The sequence below is a fragment of the Paraburkholderia suaedae genome (assembly GCF_040812055.1).
Lineage (GTDB): Bacteria > Pseudomonadota > Gammaproteobacteria > Burkholderiales > Burkholderiaceae > Paraburkholderia.
This window is the reverse complement of the sequence record NZ_JBFOAH010000004.1, coordinates 100106-126205: the sequence shown is the minus strand read 5'-3', so window position 1 is coordinate 126205 and position 26100 is coordinate 100106. Positions and strand designations below refer to the sequence as shown.

The following is a 26100-nucleotide window of genomic DNA, read 5'->3' as shown; positions in this document are numbered from 1 at the left end:
GCGCTCAAACGAGGCTATGTCGCCGGGGTCGTCGTTGACGATATGGTACATGCGGTTTCGTCCGATTAACGTACGTGCTCGCACACTGTGACTTGAGATGGATCGGGCAGCCATGGTCGCCCAAACGTCCGCGCTGGCGACCGAATGCGATGGTGCTGCGGAAGGGTCTGCGGTGCCTCAGTTCAGTCCAGGCGAGGCCGCCGATGCGCCAGGTTGCTGGATGACTCCCCTCTTCTCCAGGAAGTCGCATGCTATCCATTGCGTTCGACGACGAACAGTCGCCTTCGCCAGATCCATGCTCGAATGGCCACATGCCGCCCGAGGCGGTCTCGAGGATGGCGCCGCGCCAGCGCAACGCGCTGTGCGTGAATACTTTGCACGTCTTGAGAACGGAAGCGCTGCCTGTTGCCGCTGGAATCGGCAACTGAAATCTTGGCCGGATTGTCGGCGAGCATCGGCGACGGGTCCGTTATTCGAAATGCGTCACGACGGCACCTTGACGAGCTCGCGCCGGACTACCTCGCCCTGCACGGCTGCGCTATTACGGTGGGCACTTCGCACCGCCGACAGGCTTTCAAAGCGGGATGCGCTGACAGGTACGCTTGGACACGTACTGGGCTTTTCCCATCGTTTCCGGAGATTGACATTAACAAATCGATCTGTCGACTTCAGCGAATGAAAATGAAAAAAACCACCTTGGTTGGCGTGTTCCTGATTGGTGTGTCTGTGCTTGCGATCGACCTTCCGGGCGGGATGAGACATTTCGATACCGCCTACGCTGCCTGGGACAATGGCCGTATCTGGGATCACCTCTCGGGCCGCAATTTCATGCGCTGGTTGCGCCCGGTTAGAAATGACAGCGAGAACAGTAGAGGCCACGGCGGCGGCCTCAGCAGTTCGCCGGTCCCGCACACGGCCAATTGCCCGCAGACTTCATTCACCCCGCCAACGCTGATCAACCCGCGGGACCCGAAGAATTACGGCGCCGCCGGCAATGGAAATTCCGACGACACCAAGGCCTTCCAGGCGGCGGTCAACGCTGGCGACGTGCTGGTCCCTGCCGGGACCTATCTGATCAATGGCACAGTCATAATCAAGGCCAGTCACCGGCATATCCAGTGTGAACCCGGCGTAACGTTCAGGAAGACGGTCCGCGAGGATAGCAACATGTTCAATTTCGAGGGTCCGTCGACCGGGAACAGCCTGGTTGGCTGTACCTTTGTGGGCGCCAACCCGACCCGCATCCGTGACTGGGACCGTCCCGGACACTACGATATTCCGGTGCAGACCAATGGCGCGGTGGACAACTTTGTCCTCGCCGGCAATAGCTTTCGCGACTTCTTCGGTCAATCGATGTTTCAGACCGAAGGGCAAGGGGGCGGGACCGGGGATGTTCTGGTATTCAACTCATTCGCCAACTGCCCGCTCTACGGTATCGCCCTGGTGGGTTCGATCAACGGGCATGTCGCCTATAACCTGGCCGATAACTGCCGCCTCGGTGTCGAGAACAACGACGCCGGCCAGGACACCGGCGGCAACGTTCTCGAATGTAACGCCATGATCAATGGCGGCAACATCACCGGGGGGTCCAATGGCGAAGGGGGCGTCGACTACAGCCGCAACATCGTCCGTCATAACAAGCTCGACGGCGGCTATATCCAGATGAGCCCCCCCGAGCGCGGAAAGCCGGCCCAATACATCGATAATACTTGCAATCACTGCTCGATTGAATAAGGTGGCGGCGCGCTCGTCGACGCGATCGGGCGCTGGTTGAAGCTGGCCACGCGCACACGCTTAATGGGCTTTCATGAAGGCAGTGACGTCGGCCAGAATCGTGAGGCCGTAAGCGGCGTCGCCGAAAAGCGACTCGACCATCGTATCGTGGCCGTGACTCGCATTTTTTCCAGTTCGACGGCATCGTGATGCGCACGCGATCCGTCGCGAACGCTCGCTGTTGCGTGGATCATGTCAGACCGCGGAACTCGACCATCATCGTTTGACACCGGAGCACGCGTTTGTACGCTACCGAGCAGAACGACCTAGTGAGGCCAGCTAGCATTCGAGAACCAGAACACAAGTTCAACATGTCGAATCCGCGCATGTGCGGCACTGAGATCGTCGTTGGCGTCAACCCTGTATTCGACTCAAGACCTCGTCGCATCAGTACATACATATGGGTCGCCTGGCGCCGTCTTCGCGCGCAACCGGTTGAGCATCTCCCGTTTGATCAGCTTACAAAATAACTTTGTTAGATCCTCGATACGAGGGGCGTTGTCGATCCGATCTGTCCGGCGCTCATGAGACATGATGGCGAATCACGGCTACAAAGCGTTACCGACATCTGAGCTCGCATCGCCGGCCCGGAGATGCTGCCGCGGTCTGAGCCAGATCATCGTCGCATCTCTCGCCCCTGGCAAAAACGCGTTCCCATTACTCGCTGACCTGTGACGACACAATGAAACGAACGACGGTAATTTCCAGCGGTGAAGCAGCCTTCGATCTAATCTCTGAATCCACGTTTCTGCATCAATGGCTCGATCTGTACGGGGCATGCTCCTGGGGGACCGTTTTTCAGACTCCCGACTTTGTGAAGATATGGTACGAGACCTATCGGGAACAATTTGTTCCTGTCATTCTGACGATGTCAAACCCACAGGGTGAACTACGTGGGCTACTTACAGTTGCGATCAGGAGGTCAACCGGACAACTGGTTTACGCTGGAGACATGCTCTCTGAGTATCAGGTCTGGCTTGCGCGCGATGACGCGAAAGACTCCTTCATATTCGAAGCCTTGGATCTGCTTGGAAAAACATGGCCTGGGCAGGTCTTGAAGCTCAGATATCTGCCTCCCGCGACACATCTCGGATTACTGGCGAAGTCAAGTTGGATCCGAACGAAGTGCTATTTAGCACCGTCTTCTCGCCCTTTGATAGGCCTCGACGAAGAACAACGCATCAATCGGGCGTTGAAATCCAAACAGGTCAAGCTCAACAGACTGAAGCGGCTGGGAGCGGTGTCATTCCGCAAGGTGGAACGCGATGAGTTTCCTGAAGTCTTCGAGCACGCGTGGCCCTTATACGAGTTCCGACAGATCGGTCGATATAACTCTAGCCCCTTTCTGAGCGATGCCGATCTGAAGCGATTTTACCTTGCAGTGGCAAAGTATTCGGACGTGTTGCACATGACCGTTTTGCGCGTCGATGAAACGATTGTTGCGTGGTTCCTGGGCATACAAAGCAGCGGGTACTTGCACCTGATTTCGACTGGCTATTCTCCGTTCCACGCACGTCACAGCCCTGCAATGCTGCATATGCTGATGCTAGCGAAGCAATTGATCCGCGATGAGCGCCGGGTGTTCGACCTCACACCCGGAGGCGACAAATATAAGGACCAGTTGGCGACCTCCTACGAGAGAACTCATACGCTGTATTTTTTTCCGCGTCTAAGAACGGCGATTGAATACCAGCAAACGCGTGATTTGGCAAAAAAAGCCGTAAAAAAGCTGGTAAGGATCGCCGCACAGGAGCCTGCACGCAGTTTAGCGGCGATGTTCGGGAAAAGCCGCAATGCTCCCGTTCCAGAGAATTCGAATCCGCTCGAACCGGAGATTACCTTTCGCATTTGCAAGCTCAACGCCGTTCATGGCGGAAAAATGAATGAACGACTGGACGCAGTCGGAAAGAACAAGCTCGTCGACCTTATAAGATATGAGTCGACGACGCAGGCGAAATCGCGCCGCGATTTTATGAACGAGGCACAACGCTTCATCGATCAGGGAGCGGACGTTTACACGGTCGTGCGAGACGGCCGGCTAATCGCTAGTTGCTGGATAGTTTCTGGGGAGAGGGCGTCTTCCAGCGATGTATCGATTTCCCGAGTGCCTGCAGGAACCCCACTCCTGGTCGGCTTTTACGCACATCCCAGTGAGAACGGGGCGAAAATGCTCAGTATATGCATGGAGAAATGGTTAAACGAGGCGACATCGGTGAGAAGAGTAGCGCAGTTAAACATAGGGATACCTGAAAACGACTTGTTTTTAAACGCCCATGTTGCCGGTGAAAGCACCTCGCAAACACTGATGCCGTCCAGTTAAGGTCTTTGGATGGCGCGCCGCAGCGCGACGGCGTCGACTTCACCCATAGGTGATGGGCCGCGTGCGAATACTTTGCACGTCTCGAGAACGGAAGCACTTGTTGCCGCTGGAATCGGCAACTGAATTCTTGGCCGGATGTTGGCGAGCATCAGCGACGGATGCGTCATTCGAAATGCGTCACGAGGGCACCTTGACGACCTCGCGCCAGAATACCTCGCCTTACGCTGCTCCCCTACTACGGTGGGCACTTCGCACCGCCGACAGGCTTTCAAAGCGGGATGCGCTGATCGATACGCTTGGGCACGTACTGGCTTTTTCCCATCGTTTCCGGAGATTGACATTAACAAATCGATCTGTCGACTTTTACGGCTCACGTTCGCCGCAGCAATTGCATTGCAATATTCACTGTCCGATTTCGCGCAAGTCGTCCCTTCTTCCGTGTCCTGGACCGGCACCTGGTCGGTGGCTTCATCGATTACGAATGATGAGGGCTTTGACAACCAGACGGTGCGGCAAATCGTGCATACCAGCATCGGCGGCAATGCAGCCCGATTGCATTTCTCTAACGTATTCGGAACCGAACCCATCGTGATCCGCAACGTGCGCATCGCGAAGCGTAAGGCCAGTCAGCGCACGCTGGCCGAGACCGACCGCGTCGTCACCTTCAATGGGAAGCCTTATGTCAAGATTGCACCAGGCGAAGCGGTCGCAAGCGACCCCGTCGCTTTCCAGGTGCCGGCACTCGCCGATGTGGCCATCAGCTTCCATTTGCCCCAACGGACTCCGCCGCGCTCAACCGGTCACGTCGATGGCTTGCAAGACGCGTACATTGCGCCCGGCGATGTGAGTGCCGATCCGGCATTCACTGGGGGCAGAATCGTGGACGGTCAATCGTATTACTTTCTCACCAACCTCGACGTTCGTAACCCGGCTGCACTAGGCGCACTCGTCGCGTTTGGCGCTTCCATTACGGATGGCATGGCGTCAAACGGCAACGCCAACCGGCGCTGGACCAATGATCTTGCTTTGCGGCTGAGCAAAGCCGGCAAGGTGGTCGGGGTATTGAACGAAGGCATTGCCGGAAACGATTTTTTCAACAACGCGGCAGGTCAGGCAGGCCTTGCGCGCTTCGAGCGTGACGTTCTGCAACAGGCTAACGTCAAGTGGGTGGTCATTTCCGATAACGCCGTCAACGATCTCAACAACCGTACGCCGTCGACGTCCTCCCAGCTCATTCGGGCCTTTCGACAATTGATCCGGCGTGCGCACGATGCGGATGTCAAAGTGATCTGCTCGACGCTCACGCCCTTTCAGGGTACGCCGGACTGGACTCCGGCCGTCGAAATCGAGCGTAAGAGGGTGAACGCCTTCATTCTTTATCCGAAGAGCGGCTGCGACGCAGTGCTCGATCAAGCCGCAGCGGTGAGCGATCCCGCCAATCCCGCGGCTTATCTGCCGGCCTATGACAGCGGCGACCACCTGCATCCCAACGAGGCGGGCTTGCAGGCCATTGCCAATGCGCTCGATCTTGACGTGCTGCACGACTCTTCCGCGGCGCAGAACAACACGTCTGCACGGTGACAACGACATCACGTCGCCGAAGTTCGGGCATTGCCAGCGATGAATTTCCGGTCAATCGCGGTTATATGTTCCATTTCGCACCGATCGCATCGCCAGGAAATAATAGTCTAAGGTTGATTCTCGCCTTCGTCTCGCGGATGCTGTACCTAACAGATAAGGTGTCGAATTCCGGACCGAAGTGGCAAAAGAATTTGAATGGACCACGCAGAGCCACGAAATGAAAACTTTTGACCTCGTCAAAAGCGATCTCTATCGCTACACCGGCCCCTTCGGCCCTGCAACGTTCGTGAAGCAATTCCTGGTGAATGAAGGATTCAATTTCATGTTCTGGTTCCGTCTTGCGAACGCAGCAAAATCGCGACCGGCGTGCCTTGTTCTCAATCATATCGTTCGCATGAAGCAGCGACGCTTCGGGTTCGTGATCAGTCCGCGCACGCAAATCGGGCCGGGTTTCTACATCGGTCATGTGGGCAGCCTTGCCATTAATCCGACGGCTATCATTGGCGCTAATTGCAACATATCGCGGGGCGTTTCGATCGGATCGAACAAAGGCAAGGCCGCAACGATCGGCGACAACGTCTACATCGGTCCTAATGTCTGCATTATCGAAGACGTCGTTATTGGCGACAACGTAACGATCGGCGCCGGCAGTGTCGTGACAAAAAACATTCCGCCGAACGTGACCGTTGCGGGATGTCCGGCGAGGATCATCTCGGACGACGCATTGCTCAATCGGGCCGGACGCTACATCCTGCACAGATGGACCACGACCGACCCGGCTCTCCAGCAGGGAGAGTAAGGGGGCGGCCCGCTGTTCTCCGGATTCATTGCAACGGCGTTGCTCCGATAGAAAATGGTTTTGCGCGGGGCACTTCTTACCTGGGATTTTTGTCTTTTCCCTGCGAGCATCGATCCCTGCCGGGTCGGCATCGCTATCCGCGGGTTCCTTAGCGAACATTCGTCCAATTGGTTTTAAGTCACGCTCCCTGAGTACGCAAAGAGCCGTCAATGGTGCGCGGCGGCGCTTGGGCACGATGACCCTGTCCGTCCCCGCAGCCGTTGGGCGTGCCGGATGCGGCGGGTGCTCTATGCGGCAGCGTGTAATTCAATGCATAACAATGCGTGCCTGACGTCGAGCACCACGACGGAAGCGCCATGCTGGAGAGGATAGTGCTGACCACAACGGTGGAATCGGTAAAGAGACGTCTGCTTGGCGTTCATCAGGACCATAAGCGAATCGCGAGGAGCGCTCTCGTCCTGCTGGTGTTCGTTATTGCCGGAAAGTGCATTGGCGCCTCCAAGGAAATGGCAATCGCGTACCGTTATGGGATCAGCGGCACGGTCGACGCCTATCAACTTGCGCTCACGCTGATCACCTGGCTGCCTGCGATGCTCACGAGCGAACTGAGCGTCGTGCTGGTGCCCGCCCTCGTGGCGCTCCGAAAGGACAAGGCCCAGCAGAACCGGTTCCTTAGCGAACTGGAAGGACTAGGTCTTGTCATCGGCATCGTATTTTCACTTCTGCTGTATTTTTGCTGGCCTCACATGGTGGGATTTTTCTCGGGAAACCTCTCCGACTCGACCCGCGAAATGTGCCGGCAGATGGTCCTCGGCATGACGCCGATTGGCGTACTGACCTTTATGATCTGCATCTCGGCGGCCCGGCTGCAGGCTTCGGAAAAGCACATCAATACACTGCTGGAGTGCGTCCCTGCCCTTGGTTTGCTGGTTTTCGTGCTGGGTGCGCGGGACAACACGTCGATCATGCCGCTCGTGCTGGGCACGACGATCGGCTTCGTAGTCCAGGCCACCTGGCTGAGAATGCTGGCACGAAAAGCGGATAGCGGCCCTGCGTTTCCACGTATTTCGATGCAGGCCAGCCAGTGGCCCGGCACGATTCGCTCTATGGGAACGCTGATGGTCGGCTCCGTGGTCGCGAGCCTTTGGCTTCCCGCAGATCAGTACTTCATGGCGCAACTCGGTGATGGCGCCATTGCCACGCTGGGATACGCAAACAGGCTGCTCTCCCTGCTTCTGAGCATGGGGGCGCTTGCGATCAGCCGCGCGGCTTTGCCCATCCTCTCGGAAATGCTTTTTCTCGGCGATCATGCAAGAGCCCGCAGCACCGCACTGAAATGGTCAGTCCTGATGCTGGCGGTCGGAATCGTCGGTGCTTGCATCGCATACGTGCTCGCGCCGTATGCGATTGCGCTGCTGTTCCAGAAGGGTGCGTTCACGACCGAAGACACGATCGCGGTCACGAGTCTGTTTCGCGTTGGACTTGTGCAGGTGCCGTTTTCCTTCGGGATGTGCGCGCTTGTCCAGCTGTTCGCGAGCGAGACACGCTATAAGGCGATCTCCGTCATATCCGTGCTCGGCTTTGCGATTAAACTCACGGCCAATGTGATTCTGGTTCGCCTTTATGGCACCAAGGGCGTGCTGCTCGCAACGGGATTAGGGGCGGCCGGCATACTCGCGTGCTACGTTTTCTGGACGCGCTTCGCGCCGCCTTACTCCGGCACCGGCCAGCAAGGCCATGCGAGCATTGAATGATGCCGGCATCGCCTCGCCAGGCCGGGCAGATTCGAGGCATGGGAGCGGCTCCCCTCTTCGCGCACGGCGCTTCGATCCGAAACCCGGCGCGACGGAAATCACACCGATCGCATCCTCACTGGAACTCAAAGGAAACAGAAAATAGCATCACGCCGCAGGCAGCCGGCGCGCGAGCGCATCGGCGACGACGGCGAGGTGCGGCTCCACCACGAGATCCGTATGCAGGCCGTGCACCGGCAAAACCGTCAGGCCCCGTTTGGCTACCCGCTTCCAGGTCGCCAGCGAGTCGCCTTCGGTCTCATCCCTGATAGTCGCACGCATGTACAGAATCGGTCCCCCTGAATAGGGTCGCGGCTGATACATCGTCATGGCGATGTTCATCGACTTGCGTACCCGCTGCAGCGTCGGCGGCATGCCCTCGGTATCGAATGTGCGCCTGCGTGAGGGCCGGCCAAGACGCTCGCCGATCCGGTCGACAACCGCAAAGGTCTTGCGCTTCACATAAGTGATGCGATAGCGGCCGCTCAGCGAAAGGAATTCATCCCAGCGTCGTGCAAAGACCCGCAGCTGAAGGCCCATCCAGGCACGCAGCGGCAGAAAGCGTTCATCCACAAGGGTATCCAGCAGACCTAGCAGCTCGATCTTCTCCCCCGTCGCGATGAGCTGCTGGGCGATCTCGAATGCGACCAGTCCGCCGAACGAATAGCCGACGAGCGCGTAAGGGCCTTGCGGCTGCACCGCGCGCATCTGCTCGATATATAGGCTCGCCATCTCCTCGACACGCCGCTGCGGCGCTTCATCGCCATCGAGTCCTCGCGCCTGAAGACCATACACCGGCCGCTCGCTCTGCAGAGTACCCGCGAGCGTAAGACATTCCATCACCGAGCCGGTGATGGTGTGCAGTATGAAAATGGGCCGCCCGCGGCCCGCGCGCATCGGCACGAGATTAGGATGCGCCTCCTGGCTTCGCTCGTCGGCGATCACCTCGGCGAGCCGGGTGATGGTCGGCGCGACGATGAGTGTTGCGATCGGCAGCGTGCGCCCGGTTGCTCGCTTGATATCGGCGAGCATCTGTGCCGCGAGCAGCGAATGGCCGCCAAGTTCGAAAAAGTTGTCGTCTTCACCGATCGGTGAAAAGCTAAAGAGCTGTTCCCACAGCGCACGCAAGTACCGCTGTATCCGGGCGGCCGATTTGCCGGGCTCGGGCAGCTCGCGGCGCTCACGCGACAGCGCGGGATGTCGGCTGATTTGCTCGACGCACCCCGGGTTGGCGAGCGAAGCCAGATTGCGCACCGGCAGGCCGTTGACGGCATCGCGCGCGGCCGCCTCCGAGGGCTTTCCGTTGTGCGTGACGGGCAGCGCATCGACCTGGATGATCACATCGGGCACCAGGGCCGCCGCCCCCTGCCGTGTCAGTTCGCGCCGCACCCGCGAGGCGAGCGCGCCGGTCAGCCTCATGCCCCGTCGCAACGTGAGCAGCAGCACCACGCGCTGCGCTGTCCCGCTCGCTTCGTCGGGGGCCTGAGAGACCACCATCGCCTGATGAATCTCGCTGATGCCGCCGAGGATGCGGTAAATCTCGCCGGGACTCACGTTGATGCCGCGCACGTTGAGCACGCCGTCGCTGCGGCCATGCAGGCGCGCCGATCCTTGCACCGAGAACTCGATCACGTCGCCGTGCGTCCATACGCCCGGGTTCGACGTGAAATACGCGGCATGAAAGCGCGCGCCGTCTTTATCGCCGAAGAATCCGAGCGGGCGCGACGGAAACGGATTGACGCACACGAGCTCGCCGGTCATGGAAGTCGACGCACCCTGGTCCCAGGCCTGCACGTCCAGACCGAGACTCTTGCACTGCGCTTCGCCCGCATACACCGGCAGGTTCGGATTGCCGAGCACGAAGCAGCCGATGATGTCGGTGCCGCCCGAGATCGACTGGAGCTGCAGCGGCTTCACATGTTGCATGACCCAACTGAACTGCGAGTCGTACAGCACTGCGCCCGTCGACATCATCGCACGCAGCGCGTCGAGCTGGAATTGCTGGCCGGGTTCGAGCTCGGCATCTTCACTCATCTTCAGATACGCGGGGCTCGTGCCGAATACGGTCACACGCTCGTCGGCCACGAGCCTCCAGAGCGTGTCCACCTCCGCGACCGGTCCGTCGTAGGTGACGATCTCGACGCCGGAAGCCAGCACGGAGAGCTGCCAGTTCCACATCATCCACGAGCAGCTTGTATGGAAATAGAGCTTGTCGCCGGGACCGAAGTCGCTGTGCAACTGATGTTCCTTCAGATGCTCGATGAGCGTACCGCCGGCACCGTGGATGATGCATTTCGGCTTGCCCGTCGTCCCCGACGAGAACATGATGAAAAGCGGGTGGTTGAATGCAAAGCGCTTCCAGTCGAACCGTGCGGCGTCGCCGCGCACGATCAGATCGCGCAGCACGTGCTGCGGCGTGGTGACCCCGCTGGGCAACGGCGTTTCATCGAGGCCGATGAAGTCGGTCAGCGTTGGCAGTGCGGCGACCACGGCGGCGACGTGTGCGGCGATCGAGCCCGCGGTGTCGAAGGAGCACTGCGCGGTATGCGCGAACAGGATGCGTGGCTCGAGCGGCACGAACCGATCCAGGATTGCCTCTACACCGGTCTCGGGCGCAACCGTCGAAAGCGTCGCGCCAAGCGCGGTCACGGCGAGCGCAACGATAATCGCCTGCGCGTCGTTGCGCATCATCGCCACCACGCGATCTCCGGGACCCACGCCCAAGCCGCTGAGCGTATGGGCGAGGCGCTCGACCCGCTCGCGCAACTCGCCGCGCGTATAGGTCTCGCGGCGGCCGTCGGCGTAGCAGGAGGTGAGCGCGGGCGAATCGTCCGGCGCGACCTGCCGGTTGAGCAGACTTTGCGCGTAGTTCAGTTCGACGGCAGGGAAAAACGATGCGGTCTCGCACTCGTCGCCCACGCATACCGTCTGCGCGTCGCCGGACCATTCGATGCCATTCGTCCACTGCAGGAAAAACTGCCAGAATCGACGATATTCGCGCGTCGAATAGTCATGCAAGTCCGCATAGGTGTTGAAGCGCTCGCCGGTAAAAGCCTCGAAGGCCTCGGTGAAGCGCGACATCCGCGACTGTGCGAGCGATTGCGCTACAGGTTGAAAAAGAGGAACCCGCGCATACCTGTGCGCGCCCTCCCGGATGAAGTCATCGTGATCCATCGCGCACACCTCTCACTGTATTAACGCGCTGAGCGGGCAGTTATCTTTCGGTCTCGGGCTCCTGGCAGCCAGCACCGCGCGGGCGACTTCTGCCATGGTGGCGGGCTGCACGCCGTAAGCGTCCCTCAAGCGCACATGGTGCTTGAGCAGCGCCTCCAGAACCCCGAGATTTTCCGCCAGATTGGCTCCGAAGTTATGCGGGTGCCACCACAAATGGAATGACTTTCCCGCGCGGGCCGCCGACGTCATCGACTGCTCGATCCGACGAATGCGCAGCCATTCGAGTGCACGCTTGTCGCGCGCATAGGGACGCAAAAAGCGGCTCGAGCGCACGTCGATCAGCCCGCCCGATGGCTGCGGATCAAACGCGTTATCGCCTGAGAGATCGAGATACGCATCGGTCAGTCGCGCGGCTCGCCGCAGCGCGGCCTCGTCGGTGCGTGCGGACTCCCGGTAGATCCAGCTGCGTTCGTTGCCCCGATACGCAATCAGCCCTTGCTCAGCGCAGGCCGCGAGGTAAGCGCCGTTCAACTGGTTGCGCGGGAAGACGATGCTCACGGGCGCATCGGACACGCGCTTTACCGCTGCAATCGACGCCTGCAGATCGATGGCGAACTGGGCGGCGTCCTGCCCCGCTTCGAGACAGTAGTAGTGGCAGAAAGTATGACTGCCCAGCTCGCTGCCTTCCGTGTCGACGATCTGGCGTGCGAGCGACAGGCCGTAGTGGTACGGATCGCTTTTCTCATCCGGGCCGATTGAATCGATATAGCCGCTCGCATAGGGGCTCAGCCTCGCGTCGGCATAAGAAGGTCTGAGCGAAGGCAGGTTCGCCAACAGGTCCTTCTTGTTGTCGAAGAGAAGGAGACCGACCGCCGCCCATGTCGCTCTCACGCGATACCTGGTGAATAGCGCGAGCATGGCCGGAATAGCCTCACGCACGCCCAGGATGTTCTTGCCGTATGAGGCAATCGCCCGGTGGTCCCGCACGCCCCACATCAATTCGAAATCCAGTGAAATCACAAAATAGGACATGACGTCTCCGCTTGCGGCAGGCACGTCTGCCCACGACAGCGCGAAAAATAATGGTAGACGCCCTCGAAGTAACGCTTCGTGGCATCGGCAGCGACGGCAACGAACACGCCGAAGGTGATGGTCAGAACCGCCGCGTTTCGCAACCTGATTTCCGGAACGCTCGCGAAGACTACAGGCGTAAGCTCCGGGCGCTTGAGCTCTTGCATCATGGAATGAGCCGCAGGTTGGTGACGATGATCCTGGGGCCCGCCTTGTCGTAGTCATAGCTCTCGACGCTGCCCAGCCGCGAGCCGACCCAGCTCGGCCAGCGGCTCACGATCTGCCCGGACACGATGCGCCCCTTCATCTTCAGGCCCGATACGCTGTATGCCGCATCGCTCGCCCCCTCTTCGCGGTGGTTCGTGATCTGGATATCGATGTGCTTCGGCACGGGCCCTGCAATCTCCATCAGATAGACGAGAATGCCGGTCCGGCAGTTGCGCGTCGTCGGATTGACGAGGTGGATGTTTTGCAGGATGTCGGTGTTGCCGTTCGGCTCGGCATCGAGCCCGGCCTCGGGCAACGTGCCGCCGATGTTTTCCCACAGAGGATTTTCGAACAGGATGTTCTTGCCGCTGATGATCGACACGCCCTGGCGCCGGCAGCGGTCCGCGTGGTGGTTCACCACCCGGATACCCACCGATTGGTCGATCGCAGTCTGAAGGTCGATGCGATCACTACTCCTGCCATCTCCCTTGACGCCGAACGACTTGTCGGCGACGACTTCCCGCTCGAGCGTCGCGCGTGCGTCGAACCCCATCGCCCCCGCCCCGCCGGCCACGGCCCCGAGGAGCAAGGAGTGGATCACGCGTCGCCTGCCAACCATCGTTGTTCTCCTTCTGGTCTTCCTGATCGCACTTCGAAAGCCGGCCGCTCGTCTGGGGTCCTGACCGAGCCCTTTCGTCATGCCGGTTGCCGTGTGAGCAACGCGCCTTGGAACCCCCACTTCACTGCACCGTGCGCGCCCCGAGCTGCGCGAAAATGCCGTCCCAGATGCGCAATATCGCCTGAGCCGAATAGCGCTGCCGCACCGAGTCCGCTGCCTTGCGGCCCAGTTCGGCACGCAGGGACTCGTCCGACATGACTCGCCGCAACGTGTCGATCATCGCCTGTCTGTCGCCGGGCGGAACGAGCAGTCCGTCCTGTCCTCCACGTGTCAGTTCGCGCGGCCCGCTCCTGCAGTCGAACGCCACGGTCGGCAGCCCGAGCGCCATGCCTTCTAGCATGGCCATGGGCAAGCCTTCGTAACGCGACGACAACACGAAAGCATCCGAGCGCGACATCTCTTCCCAAGGTGTCGTCGTCTTGCCCGGCAGAAACACGCGATGCCCGATCTGCAGATGCGTGACCTGCGCCTCGAGACTCGGGCGCTCGGGCCCCTCGCCCCAGATCCACAAGTCCCAGTCCGCAAAGTCGCGTGAGAGCGTGGCAAAAGCGGCGATCAGCAGATCGAATTGCTTTTGCGTGTTTAGCCGCCCCACCGCAATCAGCCGCCTGCGAGCGCCTTTTTCGACAACCTGAGGCTGCAGCAGAAGCAGTTCGTCGGGCAGCGGGTTGGGCACCACCTCGATGCGTTTGACGTGCGGAACCATCTTTTTGAACGGGGCCACCATGTTGTCGGTCAGCAAGGTAAGCAGGCTCGCGCTCGGATAGATGAACCGGCACATCAGACTGAGGAGCGCCGAGCGGCCGTCAGCCGACGGGTCAATGTGTTCGCATGCAATAACGGGAATGCCGAGGCCGCGCGACGCGAGAATCGCCGAGATGTTCACGTTGGTGAGAAACGACACGACCACGTCCGGGTCGCTGTTGCGGATGAGCGAGCGAAGCGCGGCAAACCGGGCGAGATAACGCAGCGCTCGCGCCCCCTGCTTCACGAGATCCGCGAGATAGATGCAGCGGACTTTGTCCGAGAGCGGATAGAAGCACGAGCCGCGACCGCTATACGTAATGACCAGCGTCACCGAGTCCCCGCGTTTCGCCCAGGCATTCACCAGCGTTGCCGCCACGCGCTCGGCGCCGCCATTTCCCATTGAACTGACAACCAGCATGATCTTCATTGAGGTCCGGCTCCGCATGGAGGTCGCACGATTATGGATCGACAACTCCTCAGACTATGTTGGCCGTGCAACACGTCGAATAGAAAAGCGCGCGGCGCGGGGATGGGTGGCCATGGCGTGCTCGTGGTCAACCGCAAAGAGGGAGATCGGCGCGCGGCGGGAAAGCCACGCCGGATTCCACGAAGACCTGTTGCCATAACGCAATCGTTTTGCGCAACGCAAAGGTTTCAATGACAGAGACCGCCCGCAGTGCCATGCGATGGCGCTCGGCGTCGTCCTTCATCAGCGTTTCGAGCGCGCGCGCAAGCGCGTTCGCATCGCCCACCGGATTCACCAGCAGTCCGTTGGTACCCGGCTCGATGATGACGCGCGGTCCCGAATCGCAGTCGTAGCTCACGGCCGCGCAGCCGCTCGCCATGGCCTCGACGAGCGTCATGGAAAACCCTTCGTAGTGCGAACTCAATACATAGAGATCCGCGCGCTCGTACCAGTCGGCGACGTTGCCTGCGCGGCCCGGCAGGAAGATGCGACCGCGCATATGCGCGTCGTCGATCTGCTGCTCCAGCGACGCCCGGGCGCGCCCTTCGCCGACGATCACGAGATCCCATTGCGGCAGCGTGTTCGCGATTTTCCCGAATGCCTCGATCAGACTGTCGAACCCTTTCTCGGGCGAGAGCCGACCCGCTGCGAGCAGCACCCGCCGTTTGTCCCCGACCACGCGTTGCGGCTCGATGACCGGGTCGGTCCGCGCGATCGGCAGCGTGAAAGGAGGCGGAATGACGGCAACGCCGGTGCAGTGGCAATACGCTTCGACCCATTGCCGGGTTTCATCCGTGAGTGCGACGACTTTGTCCGCGAGGCGATATGTCCAGCGCCGCAAGTGCTCCCAGAATGGCGTGAGGGGCGCCTTGGGCGGATGAGTGTGCTCGCTCGCGATGATTTTGCACGGCAACCCGATGCCCGCGAGCACCGCAAGCACCGAGGCGGTCGCCATGACGCCTAGCGCGACCGTCGGCTGGATGTCCCGCAGCACCCGCCGGAACGCCGCGATGCGTCGCAGGTTCGCCCTCAGCGTCGGCAAGAGTCCGCCTGCGCCTTCGCAACCGCCCGCAAGGCCCAGCTCGATACGCCTGATCCGCGGATGCAGCGGATAGCAGTCGATTTCACCAGCCGTCAGCGTGACAATGGTCACCTCCCAGCCGAGCGCCGCCCACTCGTTCGTCAGATTGGCGGTGACGCGCTCCGCCCCGCCGCCGTGCATCGAGTAGATGAAGACGACGATTTTCATGCGGGCCTCGTCGTCGCATCGCCCGCGCTCGACGCGAGCCGCCGCTGCGACAGGAAGCGAATGTACCAGGGCATGGCGATGGCCAGCCCGTCGGCAAGCGGGATGGGGCGCTCGTAGCCGAGTAGTCGCGCGGCCTTGTCGACATTGGCCTGCGAATGCCGGACGTCGCCCGCCCGGAAGGGCGCGTAGATCGGACGCCGGTCGCTCGCGAGCCCGTTTTCCGCCAGCATGCTCTTCAGGCAGCCGTAGAGCTGGTTGAGCGTCGTCCGATCCCCGACCGCGACGTTGTACACCTGGTTGCGGCTCGCGGCGTCGGACGTCGCCGCGAGAATGTTCATCTGCACCACGTTGTCGATGAAGCAGAAATCGCGGCTCGTTTCGCCGTCCCCATTGATCACGACGTCCGTGTCGTCGATGAGCGCGGCCGTCCACTTCGGAATCACCGCGGCATAGGCGCCGTCCGGGTCCTGACGCTTGCCGAACACATTGAAGTACCGCAGGCCCACCGTGTTGAAGCCGTAGGTGCGAGCAAACACTGTCGCGTACAGTTCATTGGCGTACTTGGTCACCGCGTAAGGCGAGAGCGGTTGCCCGATGCGGTCCTCGACCTTGGGCAGACCGGGATGGTCGCCATAGGTCGAACTCGACGCCGCGTACGTAAAGCTCTGAACTTCCGCATCGCGCGCGGCGACGAGCATGTTCAGGAAACCGCTCAGGTTGACCTCGTGTGTCGCGATTGGATCATTGACCGAGCGGGGAACGGAGCCGAGCGCCGCTTCGTGCAGCACGTGATCGATGTTCTTTACCGCGGCGCGGCAGTCTTCCGGATGGCGTATGTCGCCTTCGATGAACCTGAACCGGCTCCATTGCTCGGCCGTCACGAGTGAGCGCACCTCGTCCAGGTTGCGCTGGTGACCGGTCGCGAAGTTATCGAGCCCAGTGACGTGCTGGTCCAGTTTGAGCAGCGCCTCCAGCAGGTTCGAACCGATGAACCCCGCCACCCCGGTGATCAACCACTTCTGCGGATGCCGCAGCAGTTGTTGCCGAATCGAATCGTAACGATCGGACATCACAGTCTCCACATTCTTCATACGTACGAGGCATGATCTCGCGGCTCGCTTTCGAGCGAAATCGACGGCACCAGTTCGCGATACACGCTCAACGTCTTCTCAATGACAATGCGTTCATCGAAATTGATCAACGCCTTTTCTCGTGCAGCGAGACCGAGCTTTCGGCCCATCTCGCGGTCGTCGTCGAGCAGCCTGAGCGCAGCGGCGAGCGCCGGCACGTCACGAACCGGAACCGATATTCCGTCCACGCCCGACTCGCTGACTACTTCGCGGCATCCGGGCGCGTCTGTCGTAATGAGCGGCAAACCGCAGGCGGCGGCTTCGATCAGGGCCTTGGGCAAACCCTCGCGGTAGCTCGGCAAGACCATCACGTCGACTTCCGAGAACAGCTTCGGCATGTCGCTCACCTGCCCGAGCCACTCGACGAGCCCTTCCTTGACCCAGCCCTCCACCACGGCCGCGCTGACCGATGCGGGGTTGCCGTCGTCCGGCGAGCCGGCAAGCAGAAAACGCACGGTACGGTGTTCGCGCCTGAGCAAACGTGCCGCCTCCACGTATTCCGCAATGCCTTTGTCCCACACGAGACGCGCTGCCAGCAACGCACGCAGCGGCAAGACCGGCTCTTGCGCGGCTGCGCTCTTCATCTTGAAGCGCGTGAGATCGACACCCGAACCCTTGATGAGCCGGATCGCTTTCTGGTTGACGATGCGCGCGGCTTCGAACAGTCGGATGTCGTCCGGGTTCTGCAGGACGAGAATACTGTCTCGCCCATTCAGCGCGAGGCGCATCACCTGGCGCACGAGCGGCTTCAGAACGCGCGCCTTGAGGTCGCCGCTCGTGAACACGTAACCCATTCCCGCCACGGCGTTCACACGCGCCGGCACGCTTGCGAGCTTGCTCGCGAGCGACCCGTAGACGGCGCTCTTGATCGTGAATCCGTGCACGATCTGTGGCTTTTCTCGGGCGAAAAACCGCGCGAGCCACATTACGAGCGCGAGCTCACGCAGCGGGTTGAGGCTCCTCCGGTTCATCGGTACCGCGTGCCAGCAAAAGCCCAGATCGCGCAGCTTCGGACCGTACTCGCCGTCGGGGGACAACAGGATGACCTCGAACCCTTCCTCGCGCAGCGTGCGCGCAAACGACATCCGAAAGTTGTAGAGATACCAATCGGTGTTGGCGAACAGGACGACCTTGGGCATCTTCATTGTGAACTCCGACCTTCCCGATATGCATCGTCGCGGCTCGTTTTCGAATCCGGATTCAACCGGTCCGCTCGCCTCAAAACCGCATGTCGCTCGCCCCTAGCGGGAGCACGTATTTGAGGTCGCACAGTACGTGTCGCGCCTTGCCGTACGCGTGAATCGCATCGGCGCCCGCCTCGACGAACTGGCGGTGCGCCACCGCGACCACGATCGCATCATAGGCGCCCTTCGGCGGCTCCTCGATCGGGTCGATATTGTGCTCATGCCGCGCTTCTTCCTTCGACACCCAAGGGTCGTACACGTCCACCTCGATGCCGTATTCCTTGAGATCGCGGACGATGTCGACCACCCGGGTATTGCGCAGGTCCGGGCAGTTCTCCTTGAAAGTGAGGCCCATCAGCAGCACGCGCGCGCCGGAAATGGCGATGTCGCGCTTCGTCATGGTCTTGACGAGTTGCGACACGACGTAGTTGCCCATGCTGTCATTCAGGCGCCGCCCGGCGAGGATGATTTCTGGGTGATAGCCGATTGCCTGCGCCTTGTGCGTCAGGTAGTACGGGTCCACGCCGATGCAGTGTCCGCCCACCAGGCCCGGACGAAACGGCAGGAAATTCCATTTCGTGCCGGCCGCGAGCAGCACCGACTCCGTGTCGATACCCATCTTGTTGAAGATGATCGACAGTTCATTGATCAGCGCGATGTTGACGTCGCGCTGCGTGTTCTCGATCACCTTGGCCGCCTCGGCAACGCGGATACTGCTGGCCTTGTGAGTGCCGGCCGCAATAATGCCACGATAGAGCTGATCGACGAATTCGGCGGCCTCGGGCGTCGATCCGGAGGTGACCTTCCGGATATCCGGCAGCCGGTGCAACTTGTCGCCGGGATTGATGCGCTCCGGGCTGTAGCCCACGAAGAAGTCGGTGTTGAATTTCAGACCCGACATCCGCTCGAGCACCGGCACGCACTCTTCTTCCGTGGCGCCGGGATAGACCGTCGATTCATAGATGACGACGTCGCCCTTCTTGAGCACGCTGCCAATCGTTTGCGAGGCGCCAATCAGCGGCGCGAGGTCAGGACGCTTGTAGTGGTCGATCGGCGTGGGCACGGTGGCAATAAACACGTTGCAGTCGCGCAGGTCCTCGACCTCGGCGCTGAACTGCATGCCGGTGGCGGCCGCGAGTTCGGAATCGTCGACTTCGAGCGTGATATCGCGTCCTTCCCGCAGCGCGGAAATACGCGCACGGTTGATATCGAATCCCACCACGGGACAATGTTTGCTGAATTCCACGGCCAGAGGCAGGCCGACATAGCCAAGACCCACAATGCCGAGCTTCAACTCATGTGGCGAGAGCATGATCAGTTCTCCTTTTTAACATGCAGGATGTTGCATACAGCGTCGGATATGGGCATAACAGCAAGTGGATGCGGCGCGAGCCCCGTCCTCAGTTTTCCTGATCGCTCTTGTAGGCCTCGTACGCGTAGCCGCCGTACCGGCGCGCCTGGGCGTAGTTGCCGTAATGCACCTTGAAGCCGTTGAGCAGCACGCCCGTCACGATCGAACCCGTTTGCCCCAGTCGCTTCACCGACTCGGAAATCTCGGCCGAACGCGTGTCCTCGTAGCGCGCAACGAGAAAGATCGAGCCTGCGACCGGCGCCATGATCGCCGTGTCCGACACGGCGAGGATCGCCGGTGCGTCGAGCAGCACGATGTCGTATGCGTCGGATGCGCGATCGATGGTTTGCGCGAAGCTGCCGCGCAGCAGCAGTTCGGCCGGGTCGGGCGGATACACGCCGCACTGCAGGAAGTCGAGGTTCGGCAGTATCGCGGGATGCACGGCCTCTTCGAGCGAATGCGAGCCGTGGATCACATCGACGAGTCCCTTGCCTCGCGGCAGACCGAAGTACTGATTCAGGTGGCCGCGGCGCAGATCGCAATCGACGAGAAGCACGCGCTTGCCGCCCGCTGCCAGCAGCGTCGCCAGGTTCGCCGACACGAACGACTTGCCGATGCCGGGCAAGGGGCCCGCCAGCATGACGATATTGTTGCGCGCGTCCATCAGTGCATATTGCAGGGACGAGCGCATCATCCGAAGCCCTTCCACCGCCGGGTCGGTCGGGTAGCGCGAGGCGAGCGCTAGCTGCTCGGGCGCCTTGACGGCAATCCGCTTGGCAAGCTGCTCCTGTCTTTCGCTCAAAGGAATCGTCGCGTAGACACTCAGACCGGTCTTCGACTCCAGTTCGTCCGGATCGAGCACGCCCTTGGAGAAGAAGTCGCGCGCGAAGGCGAACACGATGCCGAGGAACAGCCCCACACCGGCCGCGATCACCAGCACGAGTGCCTTGACCGGCTTGACGGGACGCTGCGGCACCACCGCCCGGTCGAGCAGCTCCACGGAGGGCACGCGGCCGGCTTTGATCAGATGCATCGTTTCGATGTTGTTGCGCAGGGCGGAGTACATATCAGTGGTAATGCGCACGTCGCGCTGCAGACGAAGCGCGCCCTGCTCGGTCGCCGGCATCGCCTTGACGCGCGAAGACAGGTTGTCGATGTACTTCTGGGTCGCCGCGATCTGCTGGTCGAGCGCCATCACGCTCGGATGAGCCGGCAAGAAGTGGCTCGCCAGTTCGAGACGCCGGCGCTTCAGTTCGATCAGCTGAGCGTCGGCCTCGGAAGCCTGGCGCAGGACGACACGTCCTTCTTCGTCCACGTTAAGGAGCGTATGGCTGTTGCGATAAGCGTTGTAGCTGTCTTCGGCCTGCTCCATCTGACGCCGGGCCTCCGGAAGCTGCTGCTGGAGATACTCCAGCGACTTTTCCGCGTTCATGCCCTTGTGCTCTGCGTTCTGATTCAGGTAAACGCGGCCGATCTCATTGATCGTCTCGCTCACCAGCGCCGCATTGTGGCCTTCCAGGGTGACGCTGATCACGCCCGACTTGTTGCCCTGCTCCGCAATCAGCAGGGCATTCTGCAGCCCTTCCACGGCCGACTCGCGCGAGTTTCGCGTGAGATCGAACTGGACGCCCTTTTCGCCGCGAATTCTGTTCACCAGCAAGCTGATCGGGCCGAGACTGGTGTCGAACCTTTCGACGTTGCCGACCTGACCGCCTATCCCGGTCTCGATGCCGGGGCCACGCACCTGATAGTGGCCATCGTCCAGATAGGTGAGCGTGTATGCCGCGCCCTCGAACTTCCTCGGCACATCGAACGCGGCCACGTCGATCGCTTCGGCTCCCCAGGCAAAGCCTCCCTTGCCGAACAGCCCCGGCTGCGCGGTTTCGTCGGTGCGGCGCGCGAGCCAGTTGCCGATCAGCGGGAAACGGTGCGGCGCTGCCTGAATGTAGAGCTTGAGGGCATCCACGACGGGCGCGAGCACGAACTTGGAGGCGAGAATCTGCATCTCGCCTTCGGCCGTGGACTTCTGATCGAACATGGATGCCGCGGATCTGACCATGTCGCGAGGATCGGGCGGTGGCGCGACACTCGTGTCGTTGACCTTGACGAGCATGCCGGCCTGATAGACCGGCGCAGAGAAGAGCGCGTACGCCGCGCCGATGCCAACGACGACCGCGACAGTTACCACGATCATCTTCCAACGACGGCCCAGGGTCTCCATGATCGATGCGAAGTCGATCTCAGTGTCGCTTGCTGTCGTTTCTGCTGACGCTTGATCTTTGCTTTTCATAGAACGTCTCGTCACAGGCTCTTCCTGGTCAATGGACGATGCGTGCTTCGACGAAGCACTGCAAGCACGCCATGCTCATGAGGGTGGAACTGAAAGTACCTTTGATGAATATCCGGTATCGGACTGGGACCCCTTAAAGTCGCTGCGTAATCGACTGATTATTGGCTCATGCGGCTTTACCAGGAATAACTGAAGTCAGACATTCCCCGTTCGAAGAATCTCGCCTTCGCGCAAGCTCATCTTTCTTACGCAGTTTCATCAGCTAATTGTTTATGCCGTGTTAGTAGATGGCAAATTACCGTCAGACTAATCAAATGTATGCGCGTCATCGAACACAAACCTGTCAATGGCATGGCCGTGAAATTCAATACGACGAATAACGCGACTTACGGCGGCTGCGGCTTGAGAAGACGTTGCGAAAACGAGGCATAGGCGTCTTTCGAGTTTTCCGCTCGCGAGTTAACCGGTCGTGTCGACGAACTGTGGTCGCCACATCACCCAGCTACACGCATGGGTGGCAGCAGTGCCTCGCATTCGCCGCACGGGGGCCGCCCCCCTGCAAGCGCAAACCGTTTGGCGACTGCCGTTCCAAATCAATAAAAGAAGGAGATTAATTGCGAAAGTGTGCTGACGCACTGACGGCCAGACGCCTATTAAATTGCTTTGGATAACTCAACGTTTTTGCGTATTTAAAAGGCGCCTTGTATGACTTATTGGGGAAATCCCGATATTTCGCCTTTCCGTTGGGTTGGCACTGTTAAACCTGCATAAACCCGTGTACAAGGACATGAGATGCATCCAATATCTATGTCGGTCTCGTATTGAAGGATGCGCACACCTGCTGAGTGAAAAAAATGCTAAATCTTGCGCTTGGCTTCATCACTTGCTGTTGCATTACGCTGCTCATTGTTCGATATGCGGGGCGTTACGCATCGCTGTCCTTCGATCACGATCTGCACGGGGTGCAGAAAAACCATTCTTTTCCTGTTCCGAGGATTGGCGGGATCGGGGTTGCGGGAGGAACGTGCGTCACGCTTTTCATGGGTTCGCTGTTCGGAGGCAACCCCACACGCGAGGTCGCGCTGCTGCTTCTATGCGCCGTGCCTGCATTCGGCAGTGGGGTGATCGAGGACCTGACCAAGCGCGTGAGCGTCAAAGCGCGCCTGCTGAGCGCAATGGCTGCAGCGCTTGCCGGCGCCTTTTTGCTGCACGGTGTGATTGGTCGTGTGGATTTACCCATGATCGACCCGATCCTCACCTTCGCGCCTGTCGCAATCGGGCTTTCGGTGCTGGCCGTCGCTGGGCTCACCAACGCGATCAACATTATCGATGGCTTCAATGGCCTCGCCGCGGTCGTGTCGATCCTGATCTTCAGCTCGATCGGCTATGTCGGGCATGCGGTCGGAGACTGGCTGGTGGTCAGCGTTGCGCTCACCATGATCGGGGCGATCGGCGGCTTCGCCATCTGGAATTATCCGGCCGCCTCGGTCTTTCTGGGCGACGGCGGCGCCTATTTCATCGGCTTCGTGATGGCGGAACTGCTCGTCCTGCTGGTCGCGCGCCATCCTTCCGTGTGTGCGTGGTACCCCATCGTCGTGGCTATCTATCCGGCGTTCGAAACGCTGTTTTCGATCTATCGCCGCAAGTTCGTCCGGGGCCGCCCGGTGGGTGCGCCGGACGGCATACATATGCATACGCTGATCTACAAGCGGGTCGTGCGCAAGGGCCTCGATCCGCGTCAGCAGGTACGCAGGAATGCACGTACGTCACCCTACCTCTGGCTGCTGAGCCTGATCGGCATCATTCCCGCTTCGCTCTTCTGGGACAACCCCGTGGCACTCGCCATGACTGCGCTGGTGTTTGCCGTCGTCTATGTCTGGCTGTACGTGTCGATCGTCCGGTTCAGGACGCCGCGCTGGCTCGTCAGCAACAACATTGCGCACAACACGGTCTCCGAGCAAACCCATCATAAGTAAGCTATCGCTGTCGGCGTGCCTCGTGCGGACACTAGAAAGGGCCTTGGCCGGTCCGGCCAAGGCCCTTCTTCGCTGCGGGTCGTGCGGCGGTATTAGCCGCGCTTGCGGCGCGGCGTCGCGGCAGGTGTCGATTCTGAATTTCTTCGCTGAACAGATCGCGCTACATGAACCATGGTCGAATCGGCACTGCAAAGCCGCCTGACATTTATTGGCCGATGGGCCATCCGGGTTCTAAACTTCCGCCCGCCATCTCGGCCACCGGCAACGTGAAAAGCGGCATCGACGATTCTTGCTGGTGTTCCAGCCACAACTGGAACATCAGAACGTTCCATAGCTGGCGGTGCCAGTTGCGCTCCCCCGAAAGATGCTGCTCCCATTTGCTGCGCACCACCGCCGGCTCGAAAAAGCCTTCGCGCCGCAGCCGCGAAGTGTCGAGCAATGCTTCCGCCCACTCGCGCAGTTCGCCACGCAGCCAATGACCGATCGGTACAGCGAAGCCCTGCTTGGGTCGCTCGATCAGTTCGCGCGGCACATGGCGGTACAGAACCTGTCGCAGCGCCCACTTGGTTTGGCCGTTGCGCACTTTCATCGACTGGGGCAGCCGCCACGCAAACTCCACGACGCGATGATCGAGAAATGGAACGCGGGTTTCGAGAGAGACGCCCATCGCAGCGCGATCGACTTTGGTGAGGATATCGTCTGGAAGATACGAGATCATATCCAGCGCCATCATGCGCTGCACCTCATCCAGACCCGCAAACGACGGCACGTTGCCGTCCATGCGCGTGGGCAAGCGGTAGCCGCCGATCACCAGTGCAGCCGGGTCATTCCACTGCGACATGAGATGCAGATAAACCTCGTCGCGCGACGTGCACGACAACAGTGCGGCCCCCTTATGCAGCTTGTCGCCCATCTTCACGCCGCGCAAAGACGGAAGCATCGGCTCTACGAAGCCCGCCACGCTGTTCCAGTGCTTCGGCGAAATCCCCGCTATGCCGGACGCAACCAGCTTGCGCAACGGTACCGGTAGCGCGGTCATCCTGTCCCACATGCCGGGCGCCGTCCTGTAGCGTTGATATCCGCAAAAGAGCTCGTCGCCAGCGTCGCCGGACAGCGATACCGTCACATGCTGCCTGGCGAGCTGTGAGACGAGGAAGGTCGGAATCTGCGATGAATCGGCGAAAGGCTCGTCGTAAAGAACGGGCAGTCGCGGGATGACGTCGAGCGCCTGCTGCGGCGTGACGTAGAGCTCCGTATGGTCGGTGCCCAGATGCGCCGAAACGGCCCGGGCAAGCTTCGCCTCATCGAAGTCGCTTTCATGAAAGCCGATCGTGAAGGTCTTGACCGGCCGCGACGACTGAGTTTGCATCAGGGCCACGATCGTCGACGAATCGACACCGCCGGACAGAAACGCTCCGAGCGGCACGTCTGCGAGCATTTGCTGGCCGATCGCGTCCTTGAGCAGTTGCTCCAGTTCGTCGACCGCGTCTTCGGCGCTGCCTGAAAAGCCCCGTTCGACACCACTGATGGCCGTTTGCACGCCCGACCAGTAAGCCCATATCCTCGGCTCGCGCCGTTCGAGCGATACGCAGAGCAACATGCCTGGTTCGAGCTTGAAAACGCCCTCGAAAATCGAATAAGGCGCGGGCACACAACCATGCCTTATTTGCAGGCTCAAGGCCCCGCGATCGACATTGTTCTCGAACGCAGGGTGCGCTCTCAATGCCTTTAACTCCGAGCCGAACAGGAACGTTGCGTCCTCACCCTGGCCCTGCCAGCCGTAGTAAAGCGGCTTCTCGCCGATGCGGTCGCGGCCGAGCGTCAGTTGACGCTCCTGTCTGTCCCATACGGCGAAAGCAAACATGCCGATCGCACGCTCGATGGTGGCCTGGATGCCCCAGGCATCGAATCCGGCCATGAGCGTTTCGGTGTCGGACGTGCCCCGCCAGACCGGCGCGTGCTGCGTATCCTGGAGGTCCTTGCGCAGATCGCGGTGGTTGTAAATTTCGCCGTTGAAGACGATGACATAGCGGCCGCTGCCCGATAGCATCGGCTGGTGCCCGGCTGCGGAGAGATCCAGGATCGCCAACCGGCGATGACCGAAAGCGATGCGCCGGTGTTCGTCGTTCCAGTAGCCCGCGTCGTCGGGCCCACGGTAGGCGATGGCGTCTGCCATCTTCTGGACTGTTTGCTGGTAATGCGCCTTTCTGTTGCCGCGTCCACCCAAAAAGCCGACGATCCCGCACATATTCCTTCTCCTTAGAATGTCCGCGTGCCACGCGAGCGACCGTGCCAGCCCTTACTAACGCG

18 protein-coding genes are annotated in these 26100 nt (G+C 60.5%); 6 read left to right on the top strand and 12 right to left on the bottom strand.

Going from position 1 to position 26100, the window contains the following annotated elements; translation table 11 throughout:
• Positions 1-251: 251 nt before the first annotated feature.
• A complete protein-coding gene (locus tag ABQJ48_RS07910) occupies positions 252-455 on the bottom strand; it encodes a hypothetical protein (protein ID WP_367837140.1) in 204 nt (67 codons plus the stop codon).
• Positions 456-681: 226 nt separating this feature from the next.
• Between ABQJ48_RS07910 and ABQJ48_RS07905 the strand changes: the two genes are divergently transcribed.
• From ABQJ48_RS07905 to murJ, 5 genes are all read left to right on the top strand, one after another.
• Positions 682-1734: a glycosyl hydrolase family 28-related protein gene (locus ABQJ48_RS07905; RefSeq protein ID WP_367837138.1), complete on the top strand. Its 1053-nt coding sequence runs from the start codon at positions 682-684 to the stop codon at positions 1732-1734.
• A gap of 721 nt (positions 1735-2455) precedes the next feature.
• Complete coding sequence (locus tag ABQJ48_RS07900; RefSeq protein ID WP_367837136.1) at positions 2456-4093, top strand: GNAT family N-acetyltransferase; 1638 nt, start codon at positions 2456-2458, stop codon at positions 4091-4093.
• Positions 4094-4228: 135 nt separating this feature from the next.
• Complete coding sequence (locus ABQJ48_RS07895; protein WP_367837135.1) at positions 4229-5674, top strand: GDSL-type esterase/lipase family protein; 1446 nt, start codon at positions 4229-4231, stop codon at positions 5672-5674.
• A gap of 178 nt (positions 5675-5852) precedes the next feature.
• Entirely contained in the window at positions 5853-6473 is a 621-nt protein-coding gene (locus ABQJ48_RS07890) for a serine O-acetyltransferase (protein WP_367837134.1), read from the top strand.
• A gap of 356 nt (positions 6474-6829) precedes the next feature.
• The gene (gene murJ / locus ABQJ48_RS07885; protein WP_473094115.1) at positions 6830-8227 is read left to right on the top strand and encodes a murein biosynthesis integral membrane protein MurJ; all 1398 of its coding nucleotides are present in this window, start codon (positions 6830-6832) and stop codon (positions 8225-8227) included.
• 147 nt (positions 8228-8374) lie between these two features.
• Here the strand turns inward: murJ and ABQJ48_RS07880 are convergent, their stop codons facing one another.
• From ABQJ48_RS07880 to ABQJ48_RS07835, 10 genes are all read right to left on the bottom strand, one after another.
• On the bottom strand, positions 8375-11440 hold the full coding sequence (locus ABQJ48_RS07880; RefSeq protein WP_367837131.1) for an acetoacetate--CoA ligase: 3066 nt from the start codon (positions 11438-11440) through the stop codon (positions 8375-8377).
• A 12-nt stretch (positions 11441-11452) separates the two neighbouring features.
• The gene (locus tag ABQJ48_RS07875) at positions 11453-12472 is read right to left on the bottom strand and encodes a polysaccharide deacetylase family protein (protein WP_367837129.1); all 1020 of its coding nucleotides are present in this window, start codon (positions 12470-12472) and stop codon (positions 11453-11455) included.
• Positions 12457-12681 carry a hypothetical protein gene (locus ABQJ48_RS07870; protein ID WP_367837128.1) on the bottom strand — a complete coding sequence of 75 codons (225 nt, stop codon included), beginning with the start codon at positions 12679-12681 and terminating at the stop codon, positions 12457-12459. Before ABQJ48_RS07870 ends, ABQJ48_RS07875 begins: the two co-directional genes overlap by 16 nt.
• A complete protein-coding gene (locus ABQJ48_RS07865) occupies positions 12678-13418 on the bottom strand; it encodes a hypothetical protein (RefSeq protein WP_367837127.1) in 741 nt (246 codons plus the stop codon). The genes ABQJ48_RS07870 and ABQJ48_RS07865 overlap by 4 nt, the downstream gene beginning before the upstream one ends.
• Before the next feature lie 40 nt (positions 13419-13458).
• The gene (locus ABQJ48_RS07860) at positions 13459-14571 is read right to left on the bottom strand and encodes a glycosyltransferase family 4 protein (protein ID WP_367837126.1); all 1113 of its coding nucleotides are present in this window, start codon (positions 14569-14571) and stop codon (positions 13459-13461) included.
• Between the two features lie 127 nt (positions 14572-14698).
• Entirely contained in the window at positions 14699-15859 is a 1161-nt protein-coding gene (locus ABQJ48_RS07855; RefSeq protein WP_367837125.1) for a glycosyltransferase family 4 protein, read from the bottom strand.
• Positions 15856-16929 (bottom strand): NAD-dependent epimerase/dehydratase family protein, encoded by a 1074-nt coding sequence (locus tag ABQJ48_RS07850; protein WP_367837124.1) that lies wholly within the window; start codon positions 16927-16929, stop codon positions 15856-15858. The genes ABQJ48_RS07855 and ABQJ48_RS07850 overlap by 4 nt, the downstream gene beginning before the upstream one ends.
• Before the next feature lie 17 nt (positions 16930-16946).
• The gene (locus ABQJ48_RS07845; protein ID WP_367837122.1) at positions 16947-18134 is read right to left on the bottom strand and encodes a glycosyltransferase family 4 protein; all 1188 of its coding nucleotides are present in this window, start codon (positions 18132-18134) and stop codon (positions 16947-16949) included.
• Between the two features lie 73 nt (positions 18135-18207).
• A complete protein-coding gene (tviB, locus tag ABQJ48_RS07840; protein ID WP_367837121.1) occupies positions 18208-19485 on the bottom strand; it encodes a Vi polysaccharide biosynthesis UDP-N-acetylglucosamine C-6 dehydrogenase TviB in 1278 nt (425 codons plus the stop codon).
• Between the two features lie 88 nt (positions 19486-19573).
• Entirely contained in the window at positions 19574-21814 is a 2241-nt protein-coding gene (locus tag ABQJ48_RS07835) for a polysaccharide biosynthesis tyrosine autokinase (RefSeq protein WP_367837120.1), read from the bottom strand.
• 854 nt (positions 21815-22668) lie between these two features.
• Here ABQJ48_RS07835 and ABQJ48_RS07830 point away from each other — a divergent pair.
• Positions 22669-23790 carry an MraY family glycosyltransferase gene (locus tag ABQJ48_RS07830; protein ID WP_367837119.1) on the top strand — a complete coding sequence of 374 codons (1122 nt, stop codon included), beginning with the start codon at positions 22669-22671 and terminating at the stop codon, positions 23788-23790.
• 205 nt (positions 23791-23995) lie between these two features.
• Here ABQJ48_RS07830 and asnB read toward each other — a convergent pair whose 3' ends face one another.
• Positions 23996-26038 (bottom strand): asparagine synthase (glutamine-hydrolyzing), encoded by a 2043-nt coding sequence (asnB, locus tag ABQJ48_RS07825; RefSeq protein WP_367837118.1) that lies wholly within the window; start codon positions 26036-26038, stop codon positions 23996-23998.
• Positions 26039-26100: the final 62 nt, after the last annotated feature.